This is a genomic window from Pradoshia sp. Z6_59, from assembly GCF_058267515.1.
Genome location: NZ_JBZCPP010000005.1, coordinates 93676 through 120460, shown reverse-complemented (window position 1 = coordinate 120460; position 26785 = coordinate 93676). Strand labels below are relative to the sequence as shown.

Annotated in this window: 25 protein-coding genes; 7 read left to right on the top strand and 18 right to left on the bottom strand. The window is 38.4% G+C overall.

Going from position 1 to position 26785, the window contains the following annotated elements:
• Positions 1-34 precede the first annotated feature (34 nt).
• The 6 genes from AC4D4B_RS07270 to AC4D4B_RS07245 all read right to left on the bottom strand — a co-directional run bounded on the left by AC4D4B_RS07270 (position 35) and on the right by AC4D4B_RS07245 (position 6367).
• Positions 35-598, bottom strand: coding sequence for a site-specific integrase (locus tag AC4D4B_RS07270; RefSeq protein WP_490995103.1), 564 nt, complete (start codon positions 596-598; stop codon positions 35-37).
• A gap of 318 nt (positions 599-916) precedes the next feature.
• The gene (gene pgmB, locus AC4D4B_RS07265; protein ID WP_490995104.1) at positions 917-1585 is read right to left on the bottom strand and encodes a beta-phosphoglucomutase; all 669 of its coding nucleotides are present in this window, start codon (positions 1583-1585) and stop codon (positions 917-919) included.
• The gene (locus AC4D4B_RS07260; protein ID WP_490999541.1) at positions 1582-3891 is read right to left on the bottom strand and encodes a glycoside hydrolase family 65 protein; all 2310 of its coding nucleotides are present in this window, start codon (positions 3889-3891) and stop codon (positions 1582-1584) included. The genes pgmB and AC4D4B_RS07260 overlap by 4 nt, the downstream gene beginning before the upstream one ends.
• A gap of 291 nt (positions 3892-4182) precedes the next feature.
• Entirely contained in the window at positions 4183-4551 is a 369-nt protein-coding gene (locus tag AC4D4B_RS07255; protein WP_490995106.1) for a YckD family protein, read from the bottom strand.
• A gap of 122 nt (positions 4552-4673) precedes the next feature.
• Complete coding sequence (locus tag AC4D4B_RS07250; protein ID WP_490995107.1) at positions 4674-5873, bottom strand: DEAD/DEAH box helicase; 1200 nt, start codon at positions 5871-5873, stop codon at positions 4674-4676.
• Between the two features lie 134 nt (positions 5874-6007).
• Entirely contained in the window at positions 6008-6367 is a 360-nt protein-coding gene (locus AC4D4B_RS07245; RefSeq protein WP_490995108.1) for a DUF4183 domain-containing protein, read from the bottom strand.
• Between the two features lie 166 nt (positions 6368-6533).
• Here AC4D4B_RS07245 and AC4D4B_RS07240 point away from each other — a divergent pair, with 166 nt between their 5' ends.
• Both AC4D4B_RS07240 and AC4D4B_RS07235 read left to right on the top strand, forming a co-directional pair.
• Positions 6534-6914: a DUF4183 domain-containing protein gene (locus AC4D4B_RS07240; RefSeq protein ID WP_490999540.1), complete on the top strand. Its 381-nt coding sequence runs from the start codon at positions 6534-6536 to the stop codon at positions 6912-6914.
• Positions 6915-7143: 229 nt separating this feature from the next.
• The gene (locus tag AC4D4B_RS07235) at positions 7144-8793 is read left to right on the top strand and encodes a glutamine--tRNA ligase/YqeY domain fusion protein (protein ID WP_490995110.1); all 1650 of its coding nucleotides are present in this window, start codon (positions 7144-7146) and stop codon (positions 8791-8793) included.
• 73 nt (positions 8794-8866) lie between these two features.
• Here the strand turns inward: AC4D4B_RS07235 and AC4D4B_RS07230 are convergent, their stop codons facing one another.
• Positions 8867-9736 (bottom strand): AraC family transcriptional regulator, encoded by an 870-nt coding sequence (locus tag AC4D4B_RS07230; protein WP_490999539.1) that lies wholly within the window; start codon positions 9734-9736, stop codon positions 8867-8869.
• A gap of 118 nt (positions 9737-9854) precedes the next feature.
• On the opposite strand from AC4D4B_RS07230, the gene AC4D4B_RS07225 reads away from it, so the two are divergent.
• A complete protein-coding gene (locus tag AC4D4B_RS07225; RefSeq protein ID WP_490995207.1) occupies positions 9855-11120 on the top strand; it encodes a dicarboxylate/amino acid:cation symporter in 1266 nt (421 codons plus the stop codon).
• 541 nt (positions 11121-11661) lie between these two features.
• On the opposite strand, the gene AC4D4B_RS07220 is transcribed toward AC4D4B_RS07225, so the two are convergent.
• On the bottom strand, positions 11662-12375 hold the full coding sequence (locus tag AC4D4B_RS07220; RefSeq protein ID WP_490999538.1) for a class I SAM-dependent methyltransferase: 714 nt from the start codon (positions 12373-12375) through the stop codon (positions 11662-11664).
• Positions 12376-12534: 159 nt separating this feature from the next.
• On the opposite strand from AC4D4B_RS07220, the gene AC4D4B_RS07215 reads away from it, so the two are divergent.
• A complete protein-coding gene (locus tag AC4D4B_RS07215) occupies positions 12535-12765 on the top strand; it encodes a hypothetical protein (protein WP_490995113.1) in 231 nt (76 codons plus the stop codon).
• Positions 12766-12803: 38 nt separating this feature from the next.
• Here AC4D4B_RS07215 and AC4D4B_RS07210 read toward each other — a convergent pair whose 3' ends face one another.
• Entirely contained in the window at positions 12804-14009 is a 1206-nt protein-coding gene (locus tag AC4D4B_RS07210; protein ID WP_490995114.1) for a class I SAM-dependent rRNA methyltransferase, read from the bottom strand.
• A 149-nt stretch (positions 14010-14158) separates the two neighbouring features.
• On the opposite strand from AC4D4B_RS07210, the gene AC4D4B_RS07205 reads away from it, so the two are divergent.
• A complete protein-coding gene (locus AC4D4B_RS07205) occupies positions 14159-14824 on the top strand; it encodes a lysoplasmalogenase (protein WP_490995115.1) in 666 nt (221 codons plus the stop codon).
• 89 nt (positions 14825-14913) lie between these two features.
• On the opposite strand, the gene AC4D4B_RS07200 is transcribed toward AC4D4B_RS07205, so the two are convergent.
• The 6 genes from AC4D4B_RS07200 to purU all read right to left on the bottom strand — a co-directional run bounded on the left by AC4D4B_RS07200 (position 14914) and on the right by purU (position 20864).
• Entirely contained in the window at positions 14914-16098 is a 1185-nt protein-coding gene (locus AC4D4B_RS07200; protein WP_490995116.1) for a NupC/NupG family nucleoside CNT transporter, read from the bottom strand.
• A 187-nt stretch (positions 16099-16285) separates the two neighbouring features.
• Positions 16286-16684, bottom strand: coding sequence for a cytidine deaminase (locus AC4D4B_RS07195; RefSeq protein ID WP_490995117.1), 399 nt, complete (start codon positions 16682-16684; stop codon positions 16286-16288).
• 30 nt (positions 16685-16714) lie between these two features.
• Positions 16715-17389 carry a deoxyribose-phosphate aldolase gene (gene deoC, locus AC4D4B_RS07190; protein ID WP_066109538.1) on the bottom strand — a complete coding sequence of 225 codons (675 nt, stop codon included), beginning with the start codon at positions 17387-17389 and terminating at the stop codon, positions 16715-16717.
• 30 nt (positions 17390-17419) lie between these two features.
• Positions 17420-18721: a pyrimidine-nucleoside phosphorylase gene (locus AC4D4B_RS07185; RefSeq protein ID WP_490995118.1), complete on the bottom strand. Its 1302-nt coding sequence runs from the start codon at positions 18719-18721 to the stop codon at positions 17420-17422.
• A 256-nt stretch (positions 18722-18977) separates the two neighbouring features.
• Positions 18978-19916, bottom strand: coding sequence for a DNA-binding transcriptional repressor DeoR (gene deoR, locus AC4D4B_RS07180; RefSeq protein ID WP_490995119.1), 939 nt, complete (start codon positions 19914-19916; stop codon positions 18978-18980).
• 48 nt (positions 19917-19964) lie between these two features.
• Positions 19965-20864 carry a formyltetrahydrofolate deformylase gene (purU, locus tag AC4D4B_RS07175; protein ID WP_490999537.1) on the bottom strand — a complete coding sequence of 300 codons (900 nt, stop codon included), beginning with the start codon at positions 20862-20864 and terminating at the stop codon, positions 19965-19967.
• Between the two features lie 395 nt (positions 20865-21259).
• Between purU and AC4D4B_RS07170 the strand changes: the two genes are divergently transcribed.
• On the top strand, positions 21260-22723 hold the full coding sequence (locus tag AC4D4B_RS07170; protein WP_490999536.1) for an alpha-amylase: 1464 nt from the start codon (positions 21260-21262) through the stop codon (positions 22721-22723).
• A 109-nt stretch (positions 22724-22832) separates the two neighbouring features.
• On the opposite strand, the gene AC4D4B_RS07165 is transcribed toward AC4D4B_RS07170, so the two are convergent.
• The 3 genes from AC4D4B_RS07165 to AC4D4B_RS07155 are packed head-to-tail and all read right to left on the bottom strand — an operon-like array spanning position 22833 to position 25662.
• Positions 22833-23615 carry an ABC transporter ATP-binding protein gene (locus AC4D4B_RS07165; protein ID WP_490995122.1) on the bottom strand — a complete coding sequence of 261 codons (783 nt, stop codon included), beginning with the start codon at positions 23613-23615 and terminating at the stop codon, positions 22833-22835.
• Between the two features lie 17 nt (positions 23616-23632).
• Positions 23633-24637 (bottom strand): FecCD family ABC transporter permease, encoded by a 1005-nt coding sequence (locus AC4D4B_RS07160; RefSeq protein WP_490999535.1) that lies wholly within the window; start codon positions 24635-24637, stop codon positions 23633-23635.
• Positions 24634-25662: a FecCD family ABC transporter permease gene (locus AC4D4B_RS07155; RefSeq protein WP_490999534.1), complete on the bottom strand. Its 1029-nt coding sequence runs from the start codon at positions 25660-25662 to the stop codon at positions 24634-24636. Before AC4D4B_RS07155 ends, AC4D4B_RS07160 begins: the two co-directional genes overlap by 4 nt.
• A gap of 162 nt (positions 25663-25824) precedes the next feature.
• On the opposite strand from AC4D4B_RS07155, the gene AC4D4B_RS07150 reads away from it, so the two are divergent.
• A complete protein-coding gene (locus AC4D4B_RS07150) occupies positions 25825-26766 on the top strand; it encodes an ABC transporter substrate-binding protein (protein ID WP_490995125.1) in 942 nt (313 codons plus the stop codon).
• Positions 26767-26785 lie beyond the last annotated feature (19 nt).

Sequence of the window (26785 nt, the reverse complement as noted above, 5' to 3'; positions counted from 1 at the left end):
TTTTCTTTTCTAAGGAAACTGGAGTCTGTTATACCTATAGATTCACATCAACTTTGACAGGAAGTTTTTCATTTTTGTCGATCCCCAAATACCGTAATGTTTCACCAGGACTATGATGATGATAAATGTTCATCAGGATTGAAATAGCAATCCCTTTTCGATAGGCATGATAACCGAATGTCTTCCGTAACGTATGGGTTCCGATTTTCCCCGGTATCCCCACTTCCTTAGCTGCACAATTAATAATCCTGTATGCCTGTTGCCTTGAGATTGGCTGCTGATTTTTTTTGGATTTGAATAAATAATCATCCGTAGAGAAATCAAAGGTTTCTAAATAATGTTTCGCAGCTTCTCTCACATTTTGGTTGAGGTAAAAAGCCCTCTCTTCCGAAGTCTTTGTATCTTTTATATAAAGGAACTCCTTGAACTTCCCGTCTTCCCAGATATCACCCACCCGCAAAGAGAGCAGTTCACTGACACGGAGACCAGTATTAATTCCAAAAACAAATAATAGTAAATCACGCAAAGATTGCTTTTTAAGAATCCTTTTTATTGCTGTAATCTTGCGGATATCCTTTATGGGATCAACGTATTCCAAGGAAATACCCCCTAACTATAATGTTACTTAATTATGATATTATCAAAAATTAAGTAACATTACAAATATAGTGACTTGTTTGTTTTTTTAATTTAAAACGCTTTATAAAGAGGCTTTATTAAAGTAAGGCAGCTCCATTTTACTCGCTGTTCGCGGTTCTGGCAGTGGCCTGCAGGACCACTCGGTCGATATTATTAGCAATCCTATGTAGTAATAACCATCTTTTAGAATACAGGCTAACGAGGAAGTATTTAATTGTTACTTAGGAATAAAAAGAGTTAAAAAAAGCGCCCCAAAATTGGGACGCACTCAAATTGCTTAGTTTTGATATTCCTTTATTAATTCATCCAGCGATAGATAAGATGTATTGCTGTATAGGAGATCCGCTTTAGCCAGTTGTTCTTTAGAGCCTATTCCGACCGCAAACATGCCAGCACTCTTAATGGCTTTAACTCCTGCTTCTGCGTCCTCAATCCCAATGCATTCATCAGCAGGGACACCTAGCTTTTCAGCGGCTTTTAAGAAAATCTCCGGATCCGGTTTACCTCTCTTAATTGTATGCGCATCAACCATATAATCAAACTGGTCACTGAGCTGTAAGGAGTTCATCACAGCCGGCGCGTTTTTGCTAACAGAAGCAAGACCCAGCTTATAGCCGGCAGCTTTTATATCAAGCAACAGCTGTTTAATGCCAGGTAAAATATCATTTGGTGTAATTTGCTTGATTAGCTCCATATAATGCTCATTTTTCTGCGCAGCCAGTTTTTCTTTTTCTTCAACCGTATAGGAAGATTGCTTATTCCCAATTTCCAGAATGATTTCAAGGGATTCCATTCGAGAAATTCCCTTTAATCTTTCATTATCCGCTCTGGTAAACTCAATTCCCAACTCACTGGCAAGCTGTTTCCAGGCAAGATAATGATATTCTGCTGTATCCGTAATAACACCATCCAAATCAAAGATAAACGCCTTCAATTCCTTACTCACGCGACCGTGTCCTCCTTCATAAGCGGTATATTTACTACACCATCCGCAGGTAACTCACATTCACTGCCGTAAACCTTTAGTTTCATAGCCAGGCCAGTTTGTGAAATACTCACTTCGTTTTTATTCACTTCAATAGTTAAATGATGATCTCTGTAATTGATATTAAAGCTATAGCGATCCCATGCTGCCGGAATAAATGGCGCAAACGACAGCTCCTCATTAAATGTTTTCATGCCGGCAAAACCTTGTACAATCCCTAACCAGGAACCTGTCATACTTGTAATATGAAGGCCATCCTCCGTGTCATTGTTATAGTCATCCAGATCAAGCCTTGCTGTTCTGGTATACATTTCATACGCTTTATCTTCCAGTCCTAGTTCAGCAGCAAGTATTGCATGAATACATGGAGACAGAGAAGATTCATGAACGGTCATTGGCTCATAGAAATCAAAGTTTCGACGTTTTTCCTCAGTTGTATATTCATTATTCAAGAAATAAATTCCCTGCAGGACATCCGCTTGCTTGATAAAGCAGCTGCGCAGAATTTTATCCCAGGACCATTTCTGATTTAGCGGGCGGTCTTCTGGCTTTAATTGCGAAGCAGGCATTAAATCTTTATCCATAAATGTATCATGCTGAATAAACACTTGATTCTCCTCATCATATGGATAATACATTTTATCAATGATATCCTGCCATTTATTTAATTCATCATCTGTCATATATAAATCTGAAAATCTCGCTTCATGCCCATTCTCTTTCAAATATCCAATAACTTCAAGGGTGTAACGTAAAGTCCAGGCTGCCATTGTATTCGTATACCAGTTATTATTGACATTATTTTCGTATTCATTTGGACCGGTTACTCCATGAATCATATATTGCTCTTTCATTTTATTGTAATGGACACGGTCTGCCCAGAAGCGTGAAATCCCGACCAGTACATCTATGCCATATTCGTTAAGGTAACTCTTATCCCCTGTATAATTCACATAATTATAAATAGCATAGGCAATAGCTGCATTACGGTGGATTTCTTCAAAGGTAATTTCCCACTCATTATGGCACTCCACTCCTGTGAAAGTGACCATTGGATATAGTGCCCCTTTTAACCCCTGTCTCTCAGCATTGAGATAGGCTCCTTCGAGCTGGTTATGACGATAGATTAAAAGATTGCGAGCCACTTCAGGCTGAGCTGTTGCCAAATATAATGGAATCGCATATGCTTCAGTATCCCAATACGTTGCACCACCATATTTCTCGCCTGTGAATCCCTTAGGTCCGATGTTTAATCTGGCATCTTCTCCATAATAGGTTGAAAACAGCTGAAATAAATTAAAACGGATTCCCTGCTGCGCTTCAATATCTCCATCAATTTGGACGTCCGCTAACTCCCAGCGCTCTGCCCATCGATCGCAATGTGCCTTTAAGCAAGCTTCATAGCCTTGTTGCATAGCTGTATTAACAATTTCCAGACCCTTTTCACTTAAAAATTCTGAAGCATGATCACGGTCTGTTGTGATAGCCACATATTTAGTTAACGTAACCGTCTTACCTTCTTCAGTTGGAACTTCAATTTTATTATCTACATATTCTTCGTGTTGGAACGGCTTGATATCCGCTGTGTTGCCATTGATTTCAAGACCCATCGTCGCAGAGACTGTAAATCTATCTGTTCCAAAAGGGTTTTCATTTGTTTGCATAACCAAATTACCTATGAGCTCAGATGAGCTGGAAGAAATAAAATTCCAGAAGTCTTCTTCATAATTGGAATCTTCATTACGGACTTCACCATCTAGATAAGGAATAAAGGTAATCACACTATCATGGTTTATTGGTGTAACCGCATACTTAATCACCGCTAGTTGCTTCTCTGCAATTGATAAATAGCGAACTACCTCAACAGCTGTTTCTTTACCAGCTTGTGAGACCGTAAAGGATCTCGTAAGAACACCATTTTTCATATCGAGTTCACGACGGTAATTACTCACTTCCACTTTATTAAGGTCAATTTCCTCCTCACCAATGAACACACGGATTCCAATAAAATTAATGGTATTAATCACTTTACCAAAGTAATCGGGATAACCATTTTTCCACCAACCAACCCTGGTTTTATCCGGAAACCATACGCCTGCTACATAGGTCCCTTTATGACTATCACCTGTATAGGTTTCTTCAAAATTACCTCTTAAGCCCATATGACCGTTTCCAAGACTTGTCATACTTTCAGCAAGTCTAAAGTCTTCTTTATGTAACTCTTCTTCAATAACTTTCCACGGATCTATTGAGAACAGCCTTTTCATATAATGCCCCTTTCCATCTTGCCTCGATTATTTATTTAATTGATTATATATAGGCTTCTACTGGTGTGCAATCGGTTGCATAAAAGTACATTCTCATTATAACCGATACATTAACTTATGAAAGCATAAATTTAAAAATTCTAAAATTTATCTGCAATTTATTACATCTAAGTGAAATTGAATAGTAGGGTAGAAAGCAATTTTTAACGTGCCCTATTCTTTTTTTAACTTACTGGAAAAATAAAAATACCTCTAAAGAATTCCTATTCCTTAGAGGTTATCCATGCTTTGTTATTCGTTAGATTCAGTCCCAGGACTGTTTTCATGCGGAGGCTTACCAGGGTGGGTACCTCCAAAAGGATGTGGAGGAATATATCCGTTTGCCTGTATCCTTTCAAATCTTTTATCCATATGATTCTTTAACATATCAGCATTCTGCTTAGACATTACACCGAATTCTACATACTTTTCAACAATAGCCTTTTCCTTTTCCATTACTTCTTTATGCATCGCAGCAAGTTCTGCTTTCTGCTGCTCCGTTAAAGTTGGCTTTGTTTGATTATCGCCATTTTCTGCCGCATGTACGACGTCATTGGAAATACCTATGGAGGTAAAGCTCAAAACACAGACCATTATCACAAAGAGAGACAATTTTTTCATTATACCTTTCACTCCTTCTTTATTTTCTGCCCCTAGTTTTTACCACCTTTGATTATTTATACATACCTCTTTTCCTATAATAAAAAGGCTGAACTCCAATAAGAGCCAGCCCAATTCATTCTTTATTTTTTATATCTTTTAGGATTTGGTTTCTTCTTTATAGACTTTGAATTTTGATTATATACAGGTCTCTGATCTACAATTTTACCTTTAAACAGTTCCTTTTTCTGAACTTCAATATGCAGTTCACGAGCGTATTTCTTTAATTCACGTTCTTCCCGAGCCGTTACAATTGAAATAACCGTTCCACTTTCTCCCTGGCGCCCAGTCCTACCTGAACGATGCACATATTGAGCAATCGTTTCAGGGAAATCCACATGGATTACATATGGCAGCCCTTTAATGTCCAAGCCTCTTGCTGCCACATCTGTAGCAAGTAATATAGTTGACTCCTGCCTACGAAACTCACGTATAGCCGCTTCTCTTTCCATTTTCTTGGAATCGCCATGAATAACTCCTAAATCTACTCCCTTGAAACGAAGCTTTGAAGCCATCACATCCAGATTACCGATGTCCTTTCCAAACACCAATGCACGCATTTCAGGCATTTTCACCAATTTTTCAAGAATATTGATTTTATCGCGCGCCTCGGTGACAAAATAAATATGATCCACCTTTGATTGAACGGTATCTTCCTTTTTAACCCGTACTTTAACAGGGTCATTCATCCATTGTTCGGCTTCTTCCTCTAACCCAGCCGGCAAAGTAGCTGAAAACAAAACGATCTGACGGTCTCTCATTGTACTTTTAATGATTGTCCCAACAGTTGGCAAATGCTCAGGAATCATGAGCTGGTCCCCTTCATCCAGCACAATTGTTTTCACTTCATGCATTTTTAGTTTTTTCTGCTTAATCAGTTCTTCTAGTCTGCCTGGTGTTCCAATGACAATATGCGGATGCTTTTTCAGCTTTTCCAATTGACGCTTTGGATTAGCACCACCGATAAACGAAGCAGCCGTAATGCCTGTTTCTTTCGCCCATGCTTGTACAACTTCAAAAATTTGCATAACAAGCTCTCTTGAAGGGGCAAGAATAACAGCCTGTACCTTTTGTTCGTCTGCTTTTATTTTATTTAAGATTGGCAGAACATAAGCAAGTGTCTTTCCTGTTCCAGTTGGTGACTCTGCCAAAACATCATTTCCTTCATATATAGGGCCAAAGGTCTCCTTCTGGACTGTAGTTGCTTCTTTAAACCCGGATAACTCCCATTGTTTTTTTAATCCATTTATTAACTCATTGACGATTGAATCATTTGTATTCATTAATTTCTCCTAACTAAACACATACTTGTATGATTCTTATTATACATATGCCAAACGATGATTATCAATAAAGGAGAGGCCCCTCTAAATAATAAAGAGGTCTCTCCTTACAAAGCCATTTTTATTTTAGATTTTTAAACCTTAACCATTTGAAGAATTAAAATGGTTTTTTCCAACGGTAAATCAACTGTTTTAAGTATTAATTTATCTTTTACCACTTTATAATTTTTAGCCGGCTGCAGAACTCCATTAATAAATAGATTCGTATATGATACGTCCTCTGGTGAAGGGATTTTGCTATCTCGATACTCGTTCACCTGATCACAGTAAGAGAAAACACGCTGGTTTTCTTTAGCATACATATAAAATTCATATAACTCGACCTTTTTCGGAATTTTATACCTATATGTCTCTGTCTCCAACATTGGATGCATAAGTAATGGCTTTGGCAAGGATGCGGTATAACTATAACAATCGATATCCGTTTTTCTCATTAGCTTCACTTCCCTCGTTATCTCCTCACCTCAAAATGGTTGCTCACTTATCCCATGAGGACAATTTCATTAAACCTTTTTATTCCTTTTTCATATATATACACATGGGTTAAAAGTTTAGTGAATAAAGATATTTTGCATTACCTGTTAGAAAGGAGTGTTTATTTTGCCTTTAGTAATTATGAAATTGGCAATTGATGCTACAACTACCACTGCGGTATCTCCTGTATCTACACGGTATTTTACAGTCGTAACAGGTGATGTTGCCGGGGGTGCTACACTTACGATTGATACTGCTGAATTTTTTGATGATGCCGGAAATACGCCAGCAGGCTTGCCTGCATTAAATCCAGATAATGCTGCCACTCAATTATTTATAAATGGGGTACTCCAAATGGATGGAATTTATGTCTATACACCGGGTGCTACAGGTGCAGGAAGTGTAGTGATTACCGTTCCTGAAGCGGGGTCTATTCTGGCTGGAAGTCCAATTGTGCTCGAAATTGTCAACTATACTCCTACTTCCATTACAGATGTCTCCACATAAACAACAAATAAAATGAATGATTATAGTCCGGATGGCTTGCTCCGGGCTATATTTTTAAGCATTATGATGTATTGGCAGGAGGAAATACAGTTATACTACATATAAACAATAAAATTACTATATTAGAAGAACGCACAAATAGTGAAAATGTAATTATTTTTAGGCTTCTTGCGACATGTGATTATTTCCATTAGAATGAAACTACTAGTTTATGCGAAAGAGGTTGAAGATGGTGGAGCACAATACGTCAAATTTTATTCGTAACATCGTTATTGATGATATAAAATCAGGTAAAACAGATCAAATTATTACTCGTTTCCCTCCTGAACCAAACGGTTATTTGCATATTGGACATGCAAAATCTATCGTTTTAAATTTTGAACTTGCTGATGAATTTAAAGGAAAAACAAATCTACGTTTTGATGATACAAATCCGTTGAAAGAAGATACGGAGTATGTTGAATCTATTAAAGAAGATGTCAAATGGCTTGGATTTGATTGGGACAACCTCTTCTTTGCCTCTGATTACTTTGAAGAAATGTATAATCGCGCAATTCTTTTAATTGAAAAAGGATTGGCCTATGTGGACGATTTAACCGCAGACGAAATTCGTGAATATCGCGGTTCTTTAACTGAACCAGGTAAAGAGAGTCCCTACCGTAATCGTTCTGTAGAAGAGAATTTGGAGCTATTTAAACGTATGCGCGATGGCGAATTTGCCAATGGTGAAAAGGTACTTCGTGCCAAAATTGATATGAGTTCACCAAACATTAATTTGCGTGACCCGGTTATTTACCGAATCGCTCATGCAACTCACCATAACACTGGTGATAAATGGTGTATCTATCCTATGTATGCTTTCGCCCATCCAATTGAGGATGCTATTGAGGGCGTCACTCACTCCATTTGTACGTTGGAATTTGAAGACCAGCGTCCTCTTTACGACTGGGTTATTAAAGAATGTGAGATGGAAAGCACACCAAGGCAGTATGAGTTTGGACGTTTAAATTTAACAAATACAGTTATGAGTAAACGTAAGCTAAAACAATTGGTTGAGGAAGGCTTTGTAGATGGTTGGGACGACCCAAGAATGCCTACTATTTCCGGTCTGCGAAGAAGAGGCTATACTCCAGAAGCAATTCGTAATTTCTGCCGAGAAATTGGTGTCGCTAAAACAAGCGGAATAGTGGATGAGAAAATGCTCGAGCACTTCGTAAGAGAAGATTTGAAATTAAAAGCACCAAGAACGATGGGAATCTTAAAACCATTAAAGGTGGTTATCACCAACTATCCGGAAGGACAAGTTGAAATGCTTGATGCAGAAATCAATCCAGAAAATCCTGAGATGGGAACTCGCCAAATTCCTTTCTCAAGAGAAATCTATATTGAGCAAGAGGATTTCATGGAAAATCCTCCAAAAAAATATTTCCGACTATTCCCTGGAAATGAAGTGCGTCTGAAGCATGCTTACTTCATCAAATGTGAAGAAGTTATTAAAGATGAGGAAGGCAATGTGATCGAGCTTCGTTGTACCTATGACCCTGAAACAAAGAGTGGAACTGGTTTCACTGGACGTAAAGTAAAGGGAACTATTCACTGGGTTGAAGCTACACAAGCTATTCCAGCTGAATTCCGCTTATATGAGCCGCTTATTCTTGATGAAGAAGCAGAGGAAGACGGAAGCTTCCTTGATCATGTAAACCCTAACTCTTTAATTATAGAAAACGGCTTTGTTGAACCAAATATGAAGGATGTTCAACCAAATGAGAAATTCCAATTCTTCCGTCATGGGTACTTTAATGTTGATCCTAAAGATACAACAGCTGAACATTTAATCTTCAACTTAATTGTATCTCTGAAGAGTTCCTTTAAAATCTAAGGCTATAAACACTGAAGGACCGTGGTCATACACGGTCCTTTGTCATGTTGATTTTGAATTGGAATCATGATTATTACTCATAATTGTTTGCTTTTAAATACTCCCTCGGTGACAGCCCAAATTCCTTTTTAAAGGCCCTTACAAAGGTTGAGTAATCATTAAAACCTGCACTTTGGGAAATATGTGTCATCGATTCTCCCTTCGAGAGCATCGATTTTGCCAGATATAATCTCTTCTGCAGGATATACTGATGTAACGTGTACCCTGTATAGGATTTAAACTTTCTCATTAAATGATACTTACTTAAATAACATTTAGAAGCTAATACAGGTACCGAGAGATCCTCATTTAAATGTTGATTAATATACGTTAGGACGTCTGTTATATTTTTATCAAAAAGGATATCCTGTGAATGTGTTGTTGCTTCATCATGGATAAAAATACGATTAAGAATAATCAGCAATTGCATTAACAGAGCTGATTTTAAAATATCGTCTCCAAAAGCAGCCTCCCGTTCAGTCTCTATTAATTCCTGAACAATGCTTTTAATTTTTTCAAGCGGCTTATCCGAAATCCGCATTAGATTAATTTCACGGCGGGCAGCCAAATTAAAACACATCAACAAATTGCTATTTTCTCTGCTATGCTTGGAAACCATAGCTGGGTCGAACCAAATGATAAAACGCTCATATTCTTCTGTTGGGTCGATAATAGGCTTATGGATTTGTCCATGCCCTATGATGAGCAAATCCCATGGCTTCAGTTTATAAGCTTTTCCTTCTATCATGTAAGTGACGTTTCCTTTAATAAAGATGATGATTTTATTAAAATCATGATAATGATATTCGAATTCATTCACAATTTGGTCCTTAATGTGAAAGACTTTTATTTCCTGATTTAGGATTCCCCTTCTCTCTGATTGCCATCTATTGAATTCATGCATGATATGATATTCCTCCTGTTTAAGAGCACTTTTTACCATGTTTTAAGCAATATTTTCATAGAACGTGGTAAAATAGTCAAGTATGCTTAAAGTACTAATTATTTGAGAGGCAGTGAAAATAGTGAAACAAGTTTTTTTGAATTATAAAGGTTCCATCATCTTACTGCTGGCGATTGCGATTGGTGGGGTAGCGGGATATCTTATCGGTCCCGATATAGCAGTTATTAAACCATTCGGAGATTTATTTCTGAACCTATTATTCATGATTATCGTTCCGCTTGTATTTTTCAGTATCACCTCCGCTATTGCAAATATGAGTGAAATGAAGCGTCTCGGGAAAATCATGGGCAGTATTGTCATCGTATTCTTCACAACCGCTCTTATTGCGGCTGTACTCGGCTTCATCGGTACAACTTTTATGAATCCAATTGGCGATTCCGATGTATCATCCATTAAGGAATTAATGTCAAACACTGAAGTGGTTGACACAGAAGAAATTTCTTTCCTGGGCCAGTTAGTTAATACTTTTACAGTAAGTGATTTCTCAGAGCTCTTATCCAAAAATCATATATTACAATTAATCGTATTTTCCGTATTAGTTGGATTGGCTACAGCTATGGCTGGGGAAAAAGGTCGGCCTGTTGCACAATTGATGAGCTCAGCAACTGAAGTATTAATGAAGGTTGTCAAAATTATCATGTACTATGCCCCTATCGGATTAGGCTGTTATTTTGCCACAATTATTGGGGAGCTTGGGCCGCAAATTCTTGAAGGATATGCCCGTTCATTTGCTCTGTATATGATTTTAAGTATCATCTACTTCTTTGGTTTCTTTACTTTATATGCTTATATAGCAGCAGGCAAAAATGGTATCAATGTATTTTGGAAGAATGCCCTTCCTCCATCCGTAACTGCTATAGCAACATGCTCAAGCGCTGCTTGTATACCTATCAACCTGGAAGCTACTAAGAGAATCGGAGTTCCAGACGATATTGCTGAGACAGTCATTCCTCTTGGTGCCAATACACATAAAGATGGATCTGTCTTTGGAGGGGTTTTGAAGATTGTCTTCCTATTCAGCCTCTTCGGCAAAGATATGACAAGCGTATCAAGCATTTTAAGTATTCTTGCTGTTTCCTTCCTTGTCGGAGCTGTCATGGGGGCGATTCCTGGCGGCGGTATGATAGGAGAAATGCTCATTCTTTCTGTATTTGGTTTCTCACCAGAGGTGCTGCCAATTATCGCTGTAATCAGCACAATTATTGATATTCCTGCAACCTTGTTGAACTCAACCGGAAACACAGTATGTGCGATGCTCGTAGCTCGTCTAGTTGAGGGTAAAAATTGGCTGCAAAACTCACTTAGTAAAACAGCTAAAGCGTAATATCTTCTTATGATTTCAGTGAATTAAAAAAACAGCAGACAAACTTCCTATGTGAAAGAAGTTTATCTGCTGTTTTTTCTATTGCTATAAGTCCCATTACTCTTATCCTTAAAAATCACATGTCATAGAAAAAGGATGGGACATAACTTATAAACAATCCAGAAAAGACGAACGATATCTAATTTATCGACTTTGTTACTTAAAGATTTAAGTTGGAAGAAAAGTTCGTTCCATTACGCTGCAGCCACTCGCTTTCCGCGGGGAGTAAGGCTTTAGCCTCCTCGGCTGCGCCTTGCTCAGGTCTCAGCCTTTCCTCTATTTCCCGCAGGAGTCGGTGGCTTCCGCTCCATTCCACTAAGTTTAATATAGGTATACAGAAGTAACCAATCTATTGAAAACAAATAAAAATCCGATCTATTAGGCGAAATATTTATTAAAATATCACCTAATAGGTCGGATTTATCATTGACTGAAATACTTATGTCCCAGCCTCTTTCTTCTATGAAACAATCTGCTTATAAAATCAGGGGCTGCTAGAACCTTATTTTTGTGCACGAATTATCCGATAGCCCATTGCTTCACGATATTGATGCAAAAACCTTTCATGCTGTTCCAGTAATTCAAATAAAGCATCAGGTATATCCTCTGATGGCTGAAATTCTGTCAGAGGATCATAATCATCATAAAAGGAGGGCAACTTTCTAATTTGTACGTCCGCAAACCCAGCCTTTTTCATAGCATCTTTCCATCTATCCTCGTTCCACATCTGTTGAAATCCATAAAACTGTCCAATCTGTTTTTGTTCTATTTCAGAAAGAGGTCCTTGCATGGTCAGTTCTATGGCATACAAAACACCATCAGGCTTTAATACTCTTTTTAATTCTCTAAGTACTGGCACTATATCAACAAAGGATAGAACGGATTCAGCCAGACAATAATGAACAGATCCCTCATCCATTGGGATGGCTTCCAATGAAGCCTCTACTGTCTGTATAGGTAATTGCAATTGCAAAAACCTGTTTTTCGCTTTCTGAATCATGAGCGGATGGGCATCGAGCGCTATGATGTTCGCATGATACGTATTATACAAATAAGCACCGGTTTGTCCCGTACCACAGCCCGCATCAAGAATGACGGTGTCTTGATTAATAGGCTCACCCTTCAGCATAATTTCTGTTGCCCTTAGCCCTCCCGGATGAGCTCCTCCAATTCCAAGCTTAGATAATAAATCCATATACGTAAATGTGGTCATCATCCACCTCTGTCAGTGTTTTACACATTGTATGCCTCTTCTTTTTTTTGGTTCTTGGCTTAGCATCGGATTTTTATTGGAATTATAGGTAAACAAACAGTCAAGTTGTCCATCTATCAATACAATACAAAGAAGACATTATTTGAAAGGGGCATCAGGTGAATGAACTATTACAATCTTTGCAATAAACATATTGGTAGAAATGTTCGCATAACTGACCGTCATAATCGTGTTCATGCCGGGACAATTACACGAGTCACTAGAAGTCATGTATGGATTAAGCCGCATGGCGGACAGTACGGCTATGGCTATTGGGGATGGGGCGGAGGATGGGGCTATCCAGTTGGACTTGGCCTTATTACCGGCTTTGCTCTCGGAGCTTTATTTTTCTAAAAAGAAGGCCTCGTATATTCATTACGAGGCCATTTTTATTATCTTCCTAATTGGATAAACACTACTTTTAAGTAATTACCTTCTGGGTATTCATTGATTGTTCTAAAATCATCAGGCAATGAAAATTCTTCAACAATTTTATATTTCTGATGCATTTCCTTACATGCACTATCGATAAAGGATTTAAATTTATCCATTCCAAACAGACTGCAGTTTGTTGAAGCAACAATCAGACCACCTTTTTCCGTGATTGCGATTGATTCCTTCAGTAGATTTGTATAATCCTTAGCTGCACTGAAGGTAAATTTCTTCGACTTGGCAAAGCTTGGCGGGTCGAGAATAACCATATCAAACTTTAACTCTTTTCTGCGTGCATATTTAAAATACTTAAATACATCCTCTACAATGATATCCTGTGCTTCATAATCAATGCCATTTACACTGAACTGTTCGATCGTTTTCGCCCGGCTTCTATTGGCAAGATCCACACTGGTCGTCTTTTTCGCTCCACCTAATGACGCAAACACAGAAAACGCTCCCGTATAAGAAAACATATTTACAACTGTTTTTCCTTTAGCATATTGGTCCCGGATTGTTTTGCGTACATCACGCTGATCTAAGAAAACACCTACCATAGCACCATCATTTAGATTGACTGCGAAGTTTACGCCATTTTCCTTTACGATGATCGGAAACTCACCTTCTTGTCCCTCAACGAAATCATCATCTTCAATGTATTTTCCTTTTGTATCGAAGCGTTTTTTTTCATAGATTCCTTTAAAATCTGTTAATCTGCGTAAAGACTCTAAAACATATTCTTTAAATGAGTAAATCCCTTGGCTGTACCATTGAATGACAAAGTAACCATCATAAAAATCGATAATGAGACCGCCAATTCCGTCACCCTCACTATTAAATACACGGAAAGCTGTCGTATCTTCCTGTTCGAAATAGTGCGCTCGCTTATCCAGAGCCTTTCGGATTTTTTCATCAAAGAAAGCTTGGTTAATAGATTCATTTTCCTGTCTTGTTAATACCCAGCCATATCCTTTGTTCTGCTTTCCAAAATATCCTTTGGCAACAAAACGACCTGAATCATCAACAAGCTTAAGAATTTGACCTTCCTCCTGCAGTTTTTGAGGAGACACAATAGCCTCCTTTAAAATAAGCGGAAATCCATTTCTTAATTTTTTGCTATCTCTTGGTTTTACTTCACAAATTATTTCCTTATTACTTGAATTCATCTATATTTCACATACTCTCTTTTAATCTTTTCTACTTACAGTATATCGAAAACTGCCTTCCTCTCAAAACTAATACTAAGCAAAATGAAGGATTTTCCGCTTTCTCCATCAAATACTTTATGTTACATTCACAGGAAGGAGGGAATTACATGAAGGTTAAATTACTTACTCTTCTCATTTTAGCAATGAGTATTATCTATATTTTTTTCATTCCAGCTGAGCCGTTTGGAATCAAAATGCTATTCAAGCTAATACCAATGTGGTTAATTATCTACTTTGCCTATCTTCAAAAACCTGCTGAAGGACACAAAAATAAAGGACTCATCCTTACCGGCCTGTTTTTTTGTATGCTCGGCGATGGACTGCTTCACTGGTTTATAATTGGGCTAAGCTTCTTTCTGATTGGACATCTCATTTATATTGCAGGTTTTCTAAAGAGATGGAATTTCTCTAAAATCCGCCTTTTATCCATTATCCCGCTCCTTACATTTGACCTAATCATCGGCAATAAACTTATAAATGCTCTTCAAGATGCGGGAAATGATGGGTTGATTATTCCTGTTGTTATCTATATTGGCGCTATTTCTTTTATGGCATGGGCAGCCTTCATGACCGGGAATATGTATGCGATAATCGGCAGCTTACTCTTCGTCATTTCTGACACTATATTATCATGGAATATGTTTATATCTGATGTTCCATACTCGCATTTTTTAATCATGTCAACTTATTATGCTGCTCAATACACAATAGCTTCCAGTATTAGCAAGACATCTGGTCTCACTTCTTTACGTATAAAGCAGTTAAGGGGATAATTTCTTAGTACTGTAAACTTCAAAATTTCAAAACCTATCAAAAAAAAAGCAGATTCGCACTCGAATCTGCTTTTTTCTAACTTATATGATTAGAGAACCAACCCTACAATGATACCGGATAATACGCTTACAAGCGTAGCTCCAAAGAGTAATTTTAAACCAAAACGTGCTACAACATTTCCTTGCTTTTCATGTAGACCTTTCACGGCACCGGATATAATTCCGATTGAGGAGAAGTTTGCAAAGGAAACAAGGAATACAGAGATAATTCCTAGAGTACGTTCACTAAACGTATTAGCTATTTCTGTCAGGCTGATCATTGCAACAAACTCATTAGTTACTAGTTTAGTAGCCATAATTCCACCTGCGGATACTGCTTCAGACCATGGTACACCCATTATGAAGGCAAATGGTGCAAAGATATATCCAAGTATTTGTTGGAAGGATACACCAATAGTCATATCAAACAAGGCATCTATACACGCCATTAATGCCACGAAACCAATTAGCATGGCACCTACGGTAACTGCGACTTTAAAGCCATCCATGATATATTCGCCAATCATCTCGAAAAAGGTTTGTTTTTCGCCCTCTTCTGCTACAACGAGAATATCATCTTTATCATCGACTTCATAAGGATTGATCAGTGAAGCAATAATAAATCCACCAAATAGATTGACCACTAAAGCGGTTACGACATATTTTGGATCGATCATTGTCATATATGCGCCGACAATCGACATTGAAACTGTAGACATAGCCGATGCACATAAAGTATATAAACGGTGAGGCGGTAACTGCCCTAATTGTTTTTTCACCGTTATGAATACCTCTGATTGTCCGACCATAGCTGAGGCAACTGCATTGTATGACTCAAGTTTACCCATTCCGTTCACTTTACTTAACAGAAGGCCAATTCCCTTCATAATAAAAGGAAGTATTTTGAAGTGCTGTAATATTCCGATTAATACGGATATAAAAACAATTGGCAATAGAACTGTGAGGAAAAATGGTGCTTCTCCTTCATTTGCCATTCCGCCAAATACAAATGATATCCCTGCTTCTGCAAATTCCAGTAAGTATCCAAATACAGTGGCAATCCCCTGGATTAAAACAAAGCCGAATTTAGTATTTAATAACAAAGCTGCTAATGCAATCTGAATAACAACCATTAACCCAATATATTTATATTTGATTTGTTTTCTGTTTGAACTCACTAACAAAGCCAATCCTACCACTGCAAGTAACCCGATGATTGAAATTAAATATCTCATAATTCCTCCACTAAGATGTTTAGATTGTTTTACGTACACCTTAACTAAAAAACCCATTCCACTTTACAGAATCCGGCTCCAATACTACTGTTTAGAGATTGGAGCCGAACACTGCTGTTGGTTAATGATTTAAATTATCCCGTTCAACTATTGGCCGGTGGGACCCCACCGAGGCATTAGTTTCACTTTATTTCCCCATGTCCGTCGATTTAAAAAATCCTGGCAGTAATTCTGCAATTGAAGTTTCCAACAAATCACCCTTCAAGTTGGATAGATAGACTTTTGTATTGTTATCACTAAACTCAGCTATTACTTGTCGGCAAGCTCCACATGGTGAAACCGGACCTTCCGTATCAGCAACAATAGCAATTGCCTCTACTTTTGGTTCACCTTCTGAAACAGCTTTAAATATGGCTGTGCGTTCAGCACAATTTGTCAGGCCGTATGATGCATTTTCGATATTACATCCACGGAAAACACGTCCACTTGTAGTTAAGACAGCTGCTCCCACCTTAAATTTAGAATAAGGTGTATATGCCTGTTTACGTGCTTCGATTGCTTCGTGAATTAAACTGTTTTTATCCATTAGGGAACCTCCCACATACTTCTTCTTTAATTAATAGTCTGAGTTTGCTGTTTCGCCTTTTGCAATAGAGACCCCAGAGCTTGCACCAATACGTGTAGCACCAGCTTCTGTCATTGCTTTAGCATCCTCAAGACTTCTAACGCCGCCGGAAGCTTTAACGCCAATTTCTGCTCCAACTGTTTTTCTCATTAGAGCGATGTCTTCCACTGTTGCACCGCCTGTAGAAAATCCAGTTGATGTTTTAACAAAATCTGTACCAGCAGAAACAGCCAGCTGACATGCTTTCTCAATTTCTTCTTTTGTTAATAGGCATGTTTCGATGATCACTTTTACTAATGCTTTACCTTTTGCTGCATCAACTACAGCTTTAATATCAGCCTCAACCTCGTCATAACGGCCATCCTTCATAGCACCGATATTGATTACCATATCGACTTCGTCTGCACCATTTTCGATTGCATTAGTCGTTTCAAACGCTTTTACTTCAGGTGTATTCGCTCCAAGAGGGAAACCAATTACTGTACATACTTTTACTTCCGGTGTATCTTTTAGCATTTCTGCACATTTTTTTACCCATGTTGGATTTACACATACAGATGCAAATTTATATTCCTTTGCCTCTTCAACAATTGTCGTTACTTGTTCTTCTCTAGCATCCGCTTTTAATAACGTATGGTCGATTAAAGATGTTAATTTTGTAGTCATGTCTTAATTCCTGCCTTCCAAAAACTTATATTAATGAATTTCTGTATAAATTAATGTTGGAGCTTGTACTTTTTCAGCACTGATGTTGTATGCTCCATAGATTTTTTCCAATACATTCGCGATTTCTTCTGAGTTGGAATGTACAGTTACAAGTGATTCGCCTTCCGCAACTTCATCGCCAACTTTTTTATTCAAAACAATTCCAACAGCCAAGTCAATTACAGATTCTTTCGTAGCACGGCCTGCTCCAAGCATCATGGCAGCAACACCAATTTCCTCCGCCTGAATACCAGCAACATATCCAGAAGACTTTGCAGGGACTTCAATAAGGTATTTAGCCGTTGGAAGTTTGGATGGATCATCTATCACAGATGCATCTCCGCCCTGTGAAGCAAGGAATGTTTTGAATACTTCAAGTGCTTTTCCATTATGCATAACTTCCTCAAGCATGCCACGTGCCTCTTCAGTTGTCTCAGCTTTACCAGCTAGTATAACCATATGGCTTCCCAATGTTAAGCATAGTTCATGTAAATCAGCTGGACCTTTACCTACTAACGTGTCGATAGCTTCTTTGATTTCCAATGCATTACCAACTGCAAATCCAAGTGGTTGACTCATGTCTGAAATGATAGCTTTTGTATTTCTGCCAACTCCATTCCCGATATCAACCATTGCTCTTGCCAATTCTTTTGCATCATCAAGGTTTTTCATGAATGCGCCATCGCCTGTTTTAACATCCAGGACAATAGCATCTGCTCCAGCTGCAATTTTCTTGCTCATGATGGAGCTTGCAATTAGAGGAATAGAATCTACTGTAGCTGTTACATCACGTAATGCGTATAACTTTTTGTCAGCTGGTGTTAAGTCACCACTTTGTCCAATAACAGCGATTTTATTTTTATTTACAAGATTAATAAAATCCTCATTTGAAATTTCTACATGAAATCCTGGAACAGCTTCCAGCTTATCAATGGTTCCGCCTGTATGACCCAGACCACGTCCGGACATTTTCGCAACCGGTACTCCAAGTGCCGCTACTAAAGGTGCCAACACAAGTGTAGTTGTGTCACCAACACCACCAGTGCTATGCTTGTCTACTTTTACGCCATTTATTTGTGAAAGATCAATTTGATCTCCTGATTCAACCATTAGCTCAGTTAGGTTAACTCTTTCTTCTTGAGTCATACCTTGAAAATAAATCGCCATAGCAAATGCTGACATTTGATAATCGGGTATACTTCCATTCGTAAATCCTTCAATAACAAACTGGATTTCACTTTTATTCAACTCATGACCGTTACGTTTCTTTTCAATAACGTCAACCATCCTCATGATTTTACACCTCATTTTTGAATTATCGTAAAATAGCCACCATTACTTGGAATAACCATGTAAGTGAAAATATTGGTAGCACTTACAAAACTAACTATACCATATTAATTGAACAAAAGTAACATTAAAGTATGAACAAATGTAAAACATTTTGTAGGCGTATCCTTATTGACCCCTTTATCCAATTTTTAACACCAAAAACCCCCTATTAGGATAAACAGGAGGTTAGAACCATATTCATATATAGTTGATATATTTATTTATCCAAAATAAACCTTGCCGTATATTGATCGGTGATTAATACATTGGCGAATTGCCCCTTTAGAGCCGCATGAATAGAATCTACCTTTTGGATGCCACCGGCAACCAATATTGAATATTCTTTTACCTTCAGCTCCTCGAGTTCGATTCCCAATGTACGTTGGTTCAATGAGTTGTTACATATATTCCCTTTTGAGTCAAAAAAGCGTGAGCAAATATCACCCACAGCCTTGGAATAAAGCATCTCCAAGTCTTCTTCCGTAAAATACCCAAGTTTAAAGAGCAGTGACTCTGGTTTAACCGGCCCACACGTGAATAATGCAATATTGGCCTCTTTTCCAGTATCAATGATGCCTTTAATATGTCTATCTGCCATCATTGCTTGTTTAACAACTACCTGATCGACGATCGCCGGTAAAGGTAAATGAAATGGTGTAGTATGGAAAGCCTTCCCGAATAAATAAAGAATTTCCGATACATACGTATGCGTCTCGGAATGGCTGATTCCACCTTTAAGCTGCACAATCTTCACATTATTTACTGCCTTTTTCTTCAACTCCACTGCTACATGATAGATAGTCGTTCCCCACGTTACTCCTATGATGTCCTCATCCTTGACGATTGTATCAAGATATTCTGCAGCCTTTAATCCGATGGAAGTTTTAATAATGTGATCCTCATATTGCGGTACAGGTGTTACTACTACCTTTTTCAACTTATATTTTTCCTTAAGTTTAACCTCTAGATTCTCCAAATTTTCTTCCATATCATCTATTTTAATTTGGACAATCCCTTCTCTTTTAGCCGTTTGCAGCATACGTGAAACTGTAGGCCTTGAAACACCGAGTTTTTTTGCAATTTCATTCTGTGTATAATCCAGTAAATAATAAAGTTTAGCTGCTTCTATCACTTTACTTTTTTTATCCGCTTCCATTTTGGTCCCCTAGTTTTCCACTAATTTTCACTCATTTATATGATTAGCCTAAAAAACAATTGTTTTATTCCCCTGAACAATAATCTTATCCTGCAAGTGCCATTTCACAGCCTTGCTTAGCACATTTCTTTCAATAGATTGTCCTATTTTCTTCAATTGCTGGACATTATCCTGATGATTAACCCGCATAATATCCTGTTCAATGATGGGTCCTTCATCCAAATCATCCGTTACATAATGACTGGTTGCTCCAATCAATTTAACCCCACGAGCAAACGCTCTTTCATACGGCCGTGCTCCCATAAACGCCGGCAGAAAGGAGTGATGAATATTAATGATTTTATTCTTATACATTTCAACAAAGCTTGGCGAAAGAATTTGCATATAGCGCGCTAACACGATCAAATCGATTTGATGTTTATCGAGTAGTTCCTTCTGCTTTTTCTCCGCATCATCCTTTGTTTCCTTTGACACAGGTATGTAGTAATAAGGGATGTGCAGCGATTCTACCAGCTCTTTAGCAGCCAGATGGTTACTGATTACGATTGGAATCTCTGTCAATAAATCCCCTGATTGCCACTCCCATAGCAGCTCTCTTAAACAATGAAGCTCCTTTGAAACAAATATGGCCGTTTTCTTTATGTGATAGTTAAAAACTATATCCCACTTCATCTTAAACTTATTCGCTATTGAAAGAAATTCTTCTTTTAGTTTCTTCTCGTTTTTAGCCAGATCAGGACATTCGAATTCAATCCTCATAAAAAATGTACCGCCATTACTGTCTGTTGAATATTGATTTGATTCCAGGATGTTAGCGCCTTGTTTAAACAAGACATCAGATACAGCTGCCACAATTCCTTTTTTATCCGGACAGCTAATTAGCAAGCGCCCTTTATCTCGCTGACTCTCTTTATACAGATTTACATGCTTTTCAGCGATTGTTTCCATTCCCTCACCATCCTGATCTGTCACAGATATATATTTTTCTGCTTACATTTTATCACAAATATTCCATCCTACCTGTTGATATATTTTTATACGAATAAATTAGTTATTTCGGTAAAAAGGCAAGATGAAGCGCTTCCTTACCATATCGTTATAATCGCTGATTTACCAGCATTATAATTTTATTCACTAACTTACTATATTTCACCATGTGAATGTTAATTCTTTATACATTTTGTCTATTTTCTTATTCCATCTTAAGAGATGCACTTCTCAAAACAAATACAATTTTTAATTATATTTTCATTTCATGTTTCTAAAGGTATGCCTTGTGGGTAAATAGGTAAATATTGTTTTATTAGCTGAAGCTGCTAATAGAGAAATGTGAGGTGGTACAAATGGGGCATAATCATACAATGATGCAATTTTTTGAGTGGCATATTTTACCTGATGGTACTCATTGGAAACGGTTGAAGGAATTAGCGCCAGTATTAAAAAACTGCGGAATAGATTCTGTTTGGATCCCACCCCCAACGAAAGGACAAACACCTGAAGATACAGGTTATGGTATATATGATTTATATGATTTAGGGGAATTTGATCAAAACGGCTCTGTACGCACGAAATATGGTACGAAGGATGAGTTGATAGAAGCAATTGAAGCATGCAAAGAGAATGATATTTGTGTGTATGCAGACATCGTTATGAACCATAAAGCAGGTGCAGATGAAACAGAGAGATTTAAAGTTGTAGAAGTTGATCAGAACGATCGTACACAAGAGATTTCGGAACCATTTGATATTGATGGCTGGACGAAGTTCACGTTTCCTGGACGCGGCAATACATATTCTGATTTCAAATGGAATATGGAGCATTTCAATGGAACTGATTATGATGAAGGAACCATTCGAACAGGTGTATTTAAAATTCTCGGTGAACATAAAGGCTGGAATGAACATGTTGATAAAGAATTTGGAAACTATGACTATTTAATGTTTGCCAATATTGATTATCGCCATCCAGATGTACGAAATGAAATGAAAAATTGGGGAAGATGGCTCGCTGAAACAATTAAATGTGAGGGATATCGCTTAGATGCCGTTAAGCATATTGATTATACCTTTATTAAGGAATTTGCCATTGAAATGAGAGAAGCTCACGGTGATGACTTTTATATGGTAGGAGAATACTGGAATCCCGATTTACAGGCATGCCAGGAGTATTTAGAAAAAGTTGATCATACACTTGATTTATTTGATGTGCCTCTCCACTATAAATTACATCAAGCTTCTCAAATGGGACGAGATTTTGACCTTACAACCATTTTTCATAATACTCTAGTAGAATCTAATCCATTAAATGCCGTTACCTTTGTAGACAACCATGACTCACAGCCGGAAGAATCTCTGGAATCATGGATCGAAGATTGGTTTAAACCGTCTGCTTATGCACTCATCTTACTTCGCCATGACGGTTACCCGTGTGTTTTTTACGGGGATTATTATGGCGTTGGCGGCGAAAACCCAGTTGGGCGGAAAAACAAACTGATTGATCCGCTTCTTTATGCCAGGGTCCATAAAGCCTATGGAGAACAGGTCGATTACTTTGACCATCCAAATACTATTGGTTGGGTAAGATTAGGAACGGAAGAAAAGGAGAACTCTGGCTGCGCTATTGTTATTTCAAACGGTGACGAGGGCGAAAAAAGAATGTATGTAGGAGCTGAACGAGCCGGGGAATTATGGACTGATTGTACAGGCAACCGACCAGATAAGATTGAGATTGACGAGGAAGGCTGGGCAACATTCCATGTAAATGGTGGCAGTGTTTCTGTGTGGACCAAGCCTGACCCAGAAGAATAAAAAGCTTAAGCTAGAGTAGCATCCAGAATTTATATAAACAGGGGGCTTATGAGTGATGAAACACTGTTTACTGCAGTGTTTCATCACTCATAGCCCCTCATATTTTTCATCATTTCACTAAATCATACGATATGATTGCCGGTTTACCGGTTCTGGGATCCTCTACAATAGAAGCATCAATCTGAAACACTTCTTTTAATACTTCCGCACTCATAACTTCATTAGAACTCCCCTGTAAAATTAACTGCCCCTTTTTAATGGCAACCAATTCATCTGCAAACCGGCTAGCATGATTCAAATCATGGATTACCATCACAATGGTTCGGCCATCCTCGTGATTCAGTTTTTTTAAAAGCTCAAGAACCTCCAACTGATGTGCCATATCCAAATACGTGGTTGGCTCATCCAGTAACAATAACCCCGTCTCCTGGGCAATTGCCATTGCAATCCACGCACGCTGACGTTGCCCGCCAGATAAGGAGTCCACTGCATGATCTTTAAAATCGCTTAATCCGGTAACACGAATCGACCAATCGACCATTTCTCTGTCATGTTCAGTTAAGCGTGAGAAACCGCCCTGATATGGAGTTCTTCCATAAGAGACCAAGTCGGCTACAGATAGACCGTTAGGAGCCTCCGGTGACTGGGGCAGGATGGCCATTTTTCTGGCAATTTCCTTTGTAGGTGTATTCTTAATATCTTTTCCATCTAAAATAACTGATCCATACATAGCAGGATGTAATCTTGCCATTGTCTTCAAAATGGTCGATTTCCCACAGCCATTTGGACCAATAATGGCTGTAATCGCTCCTTTTTTTATATCTAAATTCAGTGAAGGAACAATTACATTCCCGTCGTAGCCTATTTTTAAATTCCGAGCTGACAAATCCAAAAGGTTTACCCCTCCCCCTACTTTGATTTCATTAAAAGATAAATAAAATATGGAGCACTGATAATAGAAACAATCATCCCTGAAGGAATATCAACACGGAACATATTTTTACCCAGCATATCTGCCAACAGTAAAATAAAGGCTCCAATCATAGCTGAGGCTGGTAAAAATGCCCCATGTTTAGGGCCAACAAGCTTCCTTGCAATATGGGGTGCTATTAGTCCAAGAAAAGCGATCCCCCCACCAACTGTCACCCCTAACCCAGCCAATGCAACGGCCGCTCCAATTAAAACTAAGCGCTCTTTTTCTGTACGAATCCCCAGTCCTGTCGATACAAGATTCCCAAGATTCAATATATTTAGTGTGTGTGATTTATATAAAATAAATGGGATTAAGATTAAAAACCACGGCAGCAAGGCCCACACATATTTCCACTGAGTAGCCCAAAGATCTCCGGATAACCAGACCATCGCTTTCATGAAATCATGCGGATTCAATCTGAGCTGCATGGCGGTTAAGACAGCTGCAAATCCAGCATTAATGCCGATTCCAACTAAAAGAAGGCGAATCGTGTGCAGCCCTTTCTTCCAAGATAATGCTAATATCAATACGGCCGTAAGCATGGCTCCGGCAAATGCAAATAAAGGCATCATAAATGTGCCTATCTGGCTCTGACTGCCAAGCGTAGATTGAAATACAGTGATATAAATTAATACAGCAAGACCAGCTCCGGCATTAATTCCTAAAATCCCGGGCTCCGCTAATTCATTCTGAGTAACTGTTTGCAATACCGCTCCCGATATAGCCATTCCTGCTCCTACCAAAATAGCCAGTAAGATAGCCGGCAACCGGATCTCAAATAAAACAAGCTCCTGCTTAGCTGTACCGTTTCCTAATAACGTTTGCCACACCTCTGCTGGTGAAATACTGACTTTTCCTACATTCAGGCTGATTAAACTGACCACAACAATTAGTATGAACAGAGCAATCCATACTTTTGGCAAAGTAGCGATCTTCTTCAAAACAATTGCCTCCCTTCACTGCGAACAAGGTACAGGAAGAAAGGAACTCCAATAAGTGCCGTCATAACACCAACAGGAGTTTCATATGGAGGATTAATCACTCTTGAAGCGACATCGGCCAACAATAACAAGGCACTTCCAAGAACAGCTGCGAGAGGCAATAACCTTCTATAATCAGTTCCAATCAGCATCCTGGTTATATGCGGAATAACAAGACCAATAAATCCAATCGTCCCAGAGACCGCAACCGAGCTGCCAGTCAGTAATAAAATAACGATAATTCCTAAAGCTCGGACTAGCTTGATATTAACCCCAAGCCCCTTCGTTACATCCGTACCAAGCGATAATAACGTAAGCGAATGTGCAATACTAAGTAAAATAGGTAATCCTATTAAGCCAACTACTGCTATTATTTTCACCTCAACCCAATGACTATTCGCCAAGTCACCTGCATACCAGAAGCTAATATTTTTCGTGACATCAAAATATAAAGCCATGCTGGTTGTCAAAGAGCTTAAAAACATCCCGGTTGCCATACCCGCCAAAGCCAATTTAACCGGTGTTGCCCCTCCTCTGGATAAGGCAGATAAAGAAAATACCAATAAGACCGCCAATCCTGCTCCAATCATGGAGGCAATAATAGAACCCATTATGGATAATCCAGAGAAAACCGTTAATGATAAAACTAAGGCAAATGCAGCCCCATTGGATACTCCCAAAAGAGATGGTTCAGCAAGTGGATTTCTAGTCAATGCCTGCATAACAGCACCAGAAATAGCTAAGTATGCACCAACAAAACTTGCCATCAGTGCCCTAGGCAATCTGATTTCCCAAATAATCTGATGTGTCACATTATCAGGATTTCTATGAAACAAAGCCTCCCATACTGTTGAAAGGTCTAACATTTTTGTTCCAATTATTAATGAAGCAATAAAAATAACTAGTAGTAATAAAAGAGATAGCGGGAGGACTATTCGAATCCGTTCCCTGCGAGATGGAATATTTCTATCCTCGTTCTTCTGCACGTACGTTCAGTCCTTCAAAATTATAATATGTAGTCCAAAGGAATCCACATTTCTAGTGTTACCTTAAAATGAATAGGTATGAATTTCCTTTGACCCTTCAAATGAGAATGATTATCATTAATAGTAACGAATTTATTTTACATACTAAAGGAGGATATAGCAATGGTAATAAATAATAAATACACACGTCTTCTGGTATTAATGCTGTGTGCAGTATTATTGCTTGCGGCCTGTGGCTCAAATGACAATGATACTTCTAACAAGAAGCAGTCTGACAAGAAGGTTACAGATGCAATCGGTGAAATGAGCTTCCCAAAGGATCCTAAAAAAATACTGGCACCAAATTTAGAGGATTATTTAGTCACTTTGGGCATTAAACCTGCTGCTCAATGGTCAATTGGTACAACTGTTCATAATTATTTACAGGATGAACTTAAGGATGTTCCTTTGATTTCATGGGATATGCCGATTGAAGATGTAATCGAAGCGGAACCAGACTTAATTATGTTCGAATCTGAAGCTGCTATTCAGGAAGGCCAGTATGAGGAATATAAAAAAGTAGCTCCAACCTATGTATTTAAGGAAGAAGATGCGGCTGACTGGAGAACTTTACTGACAAAAATGGGCGAGTTGTTCGGTAAAGAAGATCAGGCAAAAGAAGCAATTCAAGACTATGAGGATAAGGCTGCGGAAGCTAAAACAGCAGTTAAAGAAAAAATCGGAGATGAGTCTGCCGCCCTGATTTGGGTAACAGGTGGTCAGTACTTTGTTTTCGAGGGTGATCGTTACGCTTCAAATGTACTCTATAATGATTTAGGAATTAAGATGCCAACTTATATTAGTAACCTTGGTGAAGCACAGGCAACATGGCAGGGTACTTCACTTGAGGCATTAGCAGATTTGGATGCAGACCACCTCTTTATTGCTGCAGCTAGCGGAGAACCAGGAATGGAAACATTGGAAAACAGCTCTATTTATAAGTCCATTCCGGCTGTCCAAAAAGGAAATGTTTATACATTTGAAGATTCCAGCAACTGGACAACCAATGCTAAAACGGCCAATGATAAAACAATCGATTTAGTGCTAGATTCCTTAACTAAATAATAAACAAAGGGGGCTCTTT